Annotated in this window: 4 protein-coding genes; 2 read left to right on the top strand and 2 right to left on the bottom strand. The window is 61.2% G+C overall.

Annotation, left to right across the window (positions count from 1 at the left end; all coding sequences use genetic code 11):
• The coding region (locus tag G5358_RS06775; RefSeq protein WP_421323834.1) for a mechanosensitive ion channel domain-containing protein at nt 1-258 on the top strand (258 nt) is incomplete at its 5' end.
• A 142-nt stretch (nt 259-400) separates the two neighbouring features.
• Here the strand turns inward: G5358_RS06775 and G5358_RS06770 are convergent.
• Nucleotides 401-814: a hypothetical protein gene (locus G5358_RS06770; RefSeq protein WP_421323833.1), complete on the bottom strand. Its 414-nt coding sequence runs from the start codon at nt 812-814 to the stop codon at nt 401-403.
• 262 nt (nt 815-1,076) lie between these two features.
• On the opposite strand from G5358_RS06770, the gene pulA reads away from it, so the two are divergent.
• Complete coding sequence (pulA, locus tag G5358_RS06765) at nt 1,077-5,141, top strand: pullulanase-type alpha-1,6-glucosidase (protein WP_216952831.1); 4,065 nt, start codon at nt 1,077-1,079, stop codon at nt 5,139-5,141.
• Between the two features lie 215 nt (nt 5,142-5,356).
• On the opposite strand, the gene G5358_RS06760 is transcribed toward pulA, so the two are convergent.
• Complete coding sequence (locus G5358_RS06760; RefSeq protein WP_421323832.1) at nt 5,357-7,792, bottom strand: zinc/cadmium/mercury/lead-transporting ATPase; 2,436 nt, start codon at nt 7,790-7,792, stop codon at nt 5,357-5,359.
• Between the last annotated feature and the right edge of the window lie 139 nt (nt 7,793-7,931).

Here is a 7,931-nt window from a genome sequence, read left to right as displayed (position 1 = left end):
GTCGCCCAGTGGTCGATCCTCTCCAACATCACCGCCAGCATCACCATCTTCTTCGCCTTCCCCTACAAGATTGGCGACCGGATCCGTATCCTCGACAAGGATGATTCGGTCACCGGCGTCATCACCGAGATTGGCTTGTTCTACGTGCGGGTGCGTGATGACAACGGCGATCTGGTCACCTATCCGGCCAACCTGATCCTGCAAAAGCCGGTCAGAAAGCTGGAGGGCAAGGTGGCGGAACCGCTGCAACCGGAGTAGCAGGACATTTGCTGCCGGGGGGCTGGGCGTAGCGAGGAGTGATGCTCTGGTGTAAATCCACCACGCCTTCATTCGACACAGGCTATTGTGGATGCGTGCTGCGGCCACAATAGCCAGAACGACTCAACAGTTGGCTCCGCAGCTAGATCTCCTGTTGTGAGAGATCGGCCTGCGGCTTGTGTTGCCAGACTGCGCCGAGCAGCAACTTGAGCAGCAGTCCGGGCGGGTTGTCCAGCAGTTTGCCGGACTCCAGCAGCAACTGGCCATCGGCGCGAAATCCGAGGCTGGCATCTATGGTGCCATCCTCCGAGACCACCTGGATCAGGCCATTGAGGGCGGAGCGTTCACCGGGCTGACAGCGCAGCCGCAGTTCGCGGGGTTCCCCCAGCAGAGTGAAGGCGCGGCTCAGCGGGGGTGAGTCTTCATAATCGGGCCAGTTGAAGAAGTGATAATGTTCGGCCAGGGCGCCAGCCTGCTGGCAGAACTGGTCGAACAGCTGCCCGATCGCCTGATACTCCTGATCGAGTCGTCTTGCCTGCTCTTCAATCCGTTTCATTGCTTACTCCTTGTCTATCCACTTGATCAGACATTGCTTTTCTGACCCCGTGACTGCCGTTTTCCAGATATGAGGCCAAATGGCCGCGAGGTCTGTGAGCCGGATCGAAGTTTCAGTCTGAAAACGTTATCTTGTTGAAACTGGATGGTTTTTTTGCCCTCTCGCTCACATTTGAATCGATTGCCGCTGATTAATATGGCACCGCCTGGCAATGACCGGGTGCTCGACTATCGAGACTAACTACAGCGGGAATTATAAAAATATGGATATGAAAAAGACCAAAGTGGCGCTGGTAACAGCCTCACTGCTCGCGCTTTTGTCTGGCTGTAATGACAACAGCTCTGATGCCTCCGGTGTGAACCCCGTCCCCCCTACACCGCCTACACCTGAAGTCACCGATGGGCCTGTCGCTCGTCTGCCCAAGATGGATCCCCCGAAAGAGTTGCTGGTCGCCGGCGATAATCAGGTGGTCATTGCACTGGTGGATACCCAGTCGGCAGCCAAAGGGGCCAAGGCACCGTTTGACAGCTACAGCCTGCACCTTTGGAACAACGACGCCTGCAAGGCAACGGCAGATAGCGGTCTGAATACCGGGTGGGATGACAAGAGCAAGACACCGGCCACCGCCGACAGCTTTGGTCCGGCCTGGGTCGTACCGCTCAATAAGGTGGAAGGGTGCATCAACTTTATCGCCCGCAACGGCGATCTGGCCAACCTGACCGGCAGCGATATGAAGGTGATCTTCAGTGAGCACCCGGATCGCACCGTGGCCATCGTTGCAGGCAAGAAAGATCTGTTTGGCAGCCGTGCCGAAGCCTTTACCGCCGCCTTTGGCGTGGCGGGGGCCAGCGCTCATCTGATCGATGGCAATACCCTGATTTGGCAAGGGGGCAAAGACAAGCCCCACGTTCGCCTCTATTACACCGACTCGGGCACCATCAAGGCCAATGCCGATGGGGTGTTCGATTTCCCCTATATCAGCCTGACCGCGACCAGCCTGACTGCCGAGCAGCAGGCCAAATATCCGCACCTCAAGGATGCGGCCGCCTTCGCCCTGCCTGCCGGTAAAGATCTCAAGCCCCTGCTCAAGGGGGAACTGGTGGCTATCGGCACTGATGCCGACGGTATCCTGCAGGGGGCGACCCTGGTGCAGAGCGCCGGCGCTCTCGATGCGCTCTATGCCCCAGAGGCGACCAAGCTGAGCTATGGCGCAGTGGTAGAGGGTAACCGGGTGACCTTCCGCCTCTGGGCGCCGACCGCCAAGTCGGTCAAGTTGGCCCTCTACAACGCCAGCCACCAGAAGAGTGGTGAGGTGGCCATGACTTTCGACAGCGCCAGCGGCAGCTGGAGTTACGAAGGGGGCAGTGAGCTGATCGGCCAGTTCTATCGCTACGATATGGAGGTCTACCATCCGCTGAGCCGCAAGGTTGAGCACTACGAGGTGACCGATCCCTACTCCCTGAGTCTGGCGATGAACTCCGAGTTCAGTCAGGTAGTGGATCTCGACGATCCGGCCCTGAAACCGGAAGGGTGGGACAGCCTCAAGGCGCCCCACAGCCAGCAGAACCCCGCCGATATCACCATCTATGAGGCCCATGTTCGTGACCTGACCGGTAACGATGCCTCCACCGATGAAGAGAAGCGCGGCAAGTTTGTCGGCCTGACCCAGCCCGACTCTGTACCGGTCAACCATCTGAAAGCGCTGGCAAAGAGCGGCGTCAGCCACTTGCACCTGCTGCCGGTGTTCGATATCGCCACCGTCAACGAGGATCCGGCCAAGGTGGCCAATCTCGGCGATGACTTCAGCAAGCTCTGTCAGGTCAATCCGGATGTGAAAACATCCAAATTTGGTGGCTATTGCGGTGGCGGCCAGACCGTGGGAGATGTGCTGGCCGACCTGCAAGGGGGCGACAGCAAGGATAATCCGCAGGTGCAGGAGCTATCCGGTTACCTGCGCGGCGTCGACTCCTTCAACTGGGGTTATGATCCCTACCATTACACCACGCCGGAAGGCTCCTACGCCACCAACGCCGAGGGCACCAAACGTATTCTGGAGTTCCGCGAGATGGTCAAGGCCATCAAGCAGAACATCGGCATGAACGTGGTGATGGATGTGGTCTACAACCATACCAACGAATCCGGGCTCGGCCCCAAGTCGGTGCTCGACAAGATAGTGCCTTGGTACTATCAGCGCCTCAATCCGGAGACCGGCTCGGTGGAGAACTCCACTTGCTGCTCCAACACGGCGCCGGAACACGCCATGTTTGCCAAGCTGATGGATGACTCCCTGGTCACCTGGGCGCGCGACTACAAGATCGACGCCTTCCGCTTCGACCTGATGGGCCACCATCCGAAAGATCAGATGGTGCAGGCGCTGGCCGCGGTGAAGAAGGTCAATCCCGAGATGTACTTCTACGGCGAGGGGTGGAACTTCGGCGAAGTGCAGGATGACAAGCGCTTCGTGCAGGCTACCCAGAAGCATCTGGGCGGTACCGGTATCGGCTCCTTCTCCGATCGCTTGCGCGATGCGGTGCGCGGCGGCAGTCCGTTCGACGGTGGCGATACCATTCGCAAGACCCAGGGCTTTGGCAACGGTGCCTTCGTCGATCCTAACGAAATGAGCAAGGTGGATCTGGCGACGGCCTTGCACCAGTCCGATCTGGTGCGGCTCGGCATGGCGGGCAACCTCAAGGAGTTCGTGCTGACCGACAAGGATGGCATGCCGAAGAAAGGCGCCGAGATCGACTACAACGGTCAGCCTGCCGGTTATGCCCAGGATCCGGTGGAAGTGCAGAACTATGTCGACAAGCACGACAACCAGACCCTGTTCGACAACCTGATCTACAAGGCGCCTGCCGGAGCCGATCTGGTGCGGATGCAGGGGGTCTCGCTGGCGACTGCCATGCTGGGTCAGGGCATTCCCTTCACCCACGCCGGTGTCGAGCTGCTGCGTTCCAAATCCATGGAGCGGGACAGCTATGACTCGGGCGACTGGTACAACAAGGTCGACTACACCCTGGGCGACAACAACTTCGACAAGGGATTGCCGCGCAAGGACAAGGATGGCGACAACTATCCACTGATCGAGCAGGTGCTCGGCAAGCATGCCAAGCCGGGCTCGGCCGAGATGGCGCAGATGGTGAGCTTCTATCAGGAGCTGGCGGAGCTGCGTAACTCATCCCGCCTGCTGCGTCTGGGCAGTGGCGCCGAGGTGATCAAGCGGGTCGACTTCCGCAATACCGGCCCGGATCAGGTGCCGGGCCTTATCGTCATGACTGTGGATGATGGCGTCAGTGCCGGAGCGGATCTGGATCCGGCCATCGACGGTCTGGTGGTGATGATCAACGCCAGCAACCAGAGCCAGAGCATCGGCGACTTCCGTGACGGTAACGATCAGCCGATCGATCTGAGCGGTATGGTGCTAAGCAGCAAGCATCGCGCAGTCGACAGCATCGCCAGCGGCGCCGCCTATGATAACGGCCAGCTGACGCTGGGGGCCTGGTCTGCCGCTGTGTTCGTCAAGCCGCAGTCTGGTGCACAGGGTGCGGGCCTGCCGGTCAGCAAGAAGACCGACCTGAGCACCCTGCCACCGTTTGGCAACACCGATGTTTATCTGAAGGGGTTCCTCGATGAGTGGGGCAACACCAACCAGATGACCTTCAGCGGCAACTTTATGTACGAGTTCACTACCGAGGTGAGCACCGACAAGCTGGGTACCACCAACGTCAAGATCGCTGACGCCAGCTGGGGGCCGGTCAACTACGGCAGCTGCAACGCCGGTGACAAGCTGGTGGTTGGCACTCCTCTGACCCTTTGCAAGGGGGGAGAAACCGGCAATATCGGTGTCGATCTGGCCAAGGCAGGCAGCTACAAGTTTGTCTTTACCGCCATGAACAAGGACAAACCGACCCTGAGCGTCAGCTTCACCGAGCCGGTGCAAAGCTGCAAGGTGCTGGATACGGTGGCGGGCAATCCGCTCGGCTACAACCTGTTCGTCAAGGGTGAGCTCTCCGGCTGGGGAGCCCAACCTCAGTACCAGCTGAGCTACAAGGGGATGGACGGCGATCTCGCCATCTATCAGGCGGCGTTCAACTACGCCGGCAGCACCGAGTTCAAGGTGGCCAACGAGGACTGGAGCAAGGAGTACCTGCTCAACGGTGGCGGCGCGGTGAACGCTGAAACCGGCTATTCGTTCGCCTTCTCCAAGGGGGGCAGTGCCAATAACAGCATCACCTTGCCGCAGGGGCTGTGGAGTGTGCTGGTGAAGGTTGACCCGGCTGGCGTTAAGGCGGGCACAGCCGTCATTCAGGAGTGCAGCGTCAAGTAAGCAAGCCATTGAGTCCGGGGGATGGCTCGGCGCCCCCGGGTTGAATTCCACCTTGCCAAGGGTGGGATAACTCCGAGAGAGTAAGCAAAGCGCGACTGCCGACCGGCAGGCGCGCTTTTTCTTTTACGGGGTGCCGTGAGATAAATGAGAGGAAAAAGAAAAGCCGCCCCGGTTGGGGCGGCGGTTGTTATTTCACGGTTTCTGATTGTGCTGGATTAGCGCTTGCGCAGCAGGCGCAGGGCGTTGGCGGTCACCAGTGCGGTGGCGCCGGTATCGGCCAGCACCGCAATCCACAGGCCGGTGATGCCGAGCAGGCTGGTGACCAGGAAGATGGCCTTCAGCCCCAGTGCCAGCGCGATATTCTGGTGAATATTGGCCAGTGCCGCCCGCGACAGCCGGATCATCGCGGCAATACCGCCGAGCTGGTTGTGGGTCAGCGCTGCATCGGCGGTCTCCAGCGCCACATCGGTGCCGCCCCCCATGGCGATGCCGATACTGGCCCGCTTCATGGCGGGGGCATCGTTGATGCCATCGCCGATCATCGCGACTTTCTGCGAGCTGGCCAGCTTGGCGATCTCTTCTACCTTGTTCTCCGGCAGCAGACCGGCACGCCAGCCCATCCCAAGTTCACCGGCGATGGCCTCGGCGGCGCGGGGGTTATCCCCGGTTAACATGATGCTGTTGAGCCCGAGCCGGTTGAGCTCTTGCAGCGCAGCCGCCGCCTCCGGCCGGATCTGATCCCGCAGCGCCAGCAAGGCGACTGGCAGCGCTTGGTCGCCGCTGCTTTGGCAGAGCACCACGACAGTCTTGCCCTGCCGCTCCAGCGAAGCAATCCGGGTCTGCTGTTCCACATTCAGGGTCGCCACCCGGCTCGGTGCCAGCAGTTGCCACAGTTCGCCGTTGATGCGTCCCTCAACTCCCATGCCCGGCAGGGCTCGCAGGTCGCGGGCCTCAGCCAGCGTCAGCCCCTGTTCGGTCGCGTTGGAGACCACGGCGCGGGCCAGCGGGTGGTGAGAGCCCTGCTCGATGGCAGCCGCCAGTGCCAGCAGTTCGGTTTCCGGCTGGCCATTGAGGCTCACCAGTTCGGTCAGTTGCGGCTTGCCCAGCGTCAGGGTGCCAGTCTTGTCAAAGGCGACAGTGTCGATATGGGCCAGTCGCTCCAGTGCGGCACCACCCTTTATCAGGGCCCCCTGACGGGTTGCCGCGGCCAGCGCCGAAGTAACCGCTGCCGGGGTGGAGATGACCAGCGCACAGGGGCAACCAATGAGCAGCAGCGCCAGTCCGCGATAGATCCACTCGTCCCAGCTCTGGCCGAAGGCAATGGGCGGCACCAGCACCACCAGCAGGGCGACCAGCATCATGGCCGGGGTATACCAGCGGCTGAAGCGGTCGATAAAGCGCTCGATGGGGGCGCGCTGGCTTTCGGCCTCCTCGATGAGGTGCAGAATACGGTCGATGGCGTTGTTGCCGGGCTCGGAGACGACTTCAAGACGCAGCACCCGATCCGCCGCCAGACTGCCGGCTGGCACCTTGTCACCCTGACGGCGTTCCACCGGAATAGACTCACCGGTCAGGGCGCTCTCGTCAAACGCGCCGAGGGCGTCGAGCAGACGAGCATCGGCAGGCAAGCGGGCACCCGGGGCGATTTCGATAATATCGCCGGGACGCAGCTCATCGGCAGCGATCTCTTCCCGCACCTCGCCTTCAGCAGTGGTACGGATGCGCAGCGCCTTGTCAGGCACCAGCGCCATCAGCGCGGTCACTCCGGCCCGGGCGCGTCCGGCGGCGTAGGCCTCCAGATGTTCACCCAGCATAAAGAGCAGCAGCACCATGGCCGCTTCCGCGGTTTCGCCGAGGAACAGGGCCCCCACGGCGGCGACCGTCATCAGGGTCTCGATGGCGAAGGGAGAGCCGCTTTTGGTCAGCGCCCACGCCTTGCGAGAGATAGGCCACAGCCCCCAGAGGGTCGCCAGGGTAAAGAGTGGCTGACCGAGCTCTTTCGGCAGCAGGGCGGCGACCAGCATCAGACCCGCCAGTGATAAGGGTTGCCAATATTTGCCCAAAAAGTTACCGAATAGATTGCCCTGCAGGGACTGTTGTGAAGCTTGCTTGCGGCCAGCTGCCTGCTTGTCAGCACTTTCCCCCTTGAGCTGGAAACCGGCGGCCAGCACGGCGGCGGTGACGGGATCGGGAGAGAGGCCGGGGGCCAGATCCACTACCAGCTTCTCGGTGGCAAACAGCACGCGTGCCTGCTGCACGCCGCTCACCCGGCAGACGGCGGTCTCGATCTTGCGGGCGCAGCTGGGGCAATCCATCCCCAATACCTGCCAGCTGTGGCGGCTGTTGCCTTGCACCGGCGCAACCAGCGGGTCGGCAGGGGGCATATCATGCTCATGCTCGTGAGCTGGTGATAAGGAGGCGCTGCAGCACGCTTGATCGTGACAGCCTCCTCGGGGAGGCTCTTCATCCCCGGGGGATTCATTGCCGTCACGGGATGCGTGCTCATGAGGCGTCTGGGTTGAACAGCAACTGACGGGTGTGGTGTTGTCGCAGCAGTGGCTATCGTGGTGATGTTCACTCTGGCCGGAGGCCGCCTTGCTGACGGCCTTGATGGGGGCGGCGTGCTGATGATTGCAGCAGGATTTGCTCATGATGAGTCCCTCTTGATGGATCCCGCCCCTGCGAGATCCCTGATTACCGAGAAGGAGTCTAAACCTTGGTGTTAAGTCCAAGGTCAACCCCTTTATATCCCTTGTCTTCGCGGGTGTTTGTCTGGTCCCGCCGCCCCTA

The organism is Aeromonas sp. 604176, assembly GCF_049170755.1.
Lineage (GTDB): Bacteria > Pseudomonadota > Gammaproteobacteria > Enterobacterales > Aeromonadaceae > Aeromonas > Aeromonas veronii_A.
Note: the sequence above shows the minus strand (reverse complement) of the source record. Positions and strands in the feature narration are given on the sequence as shown.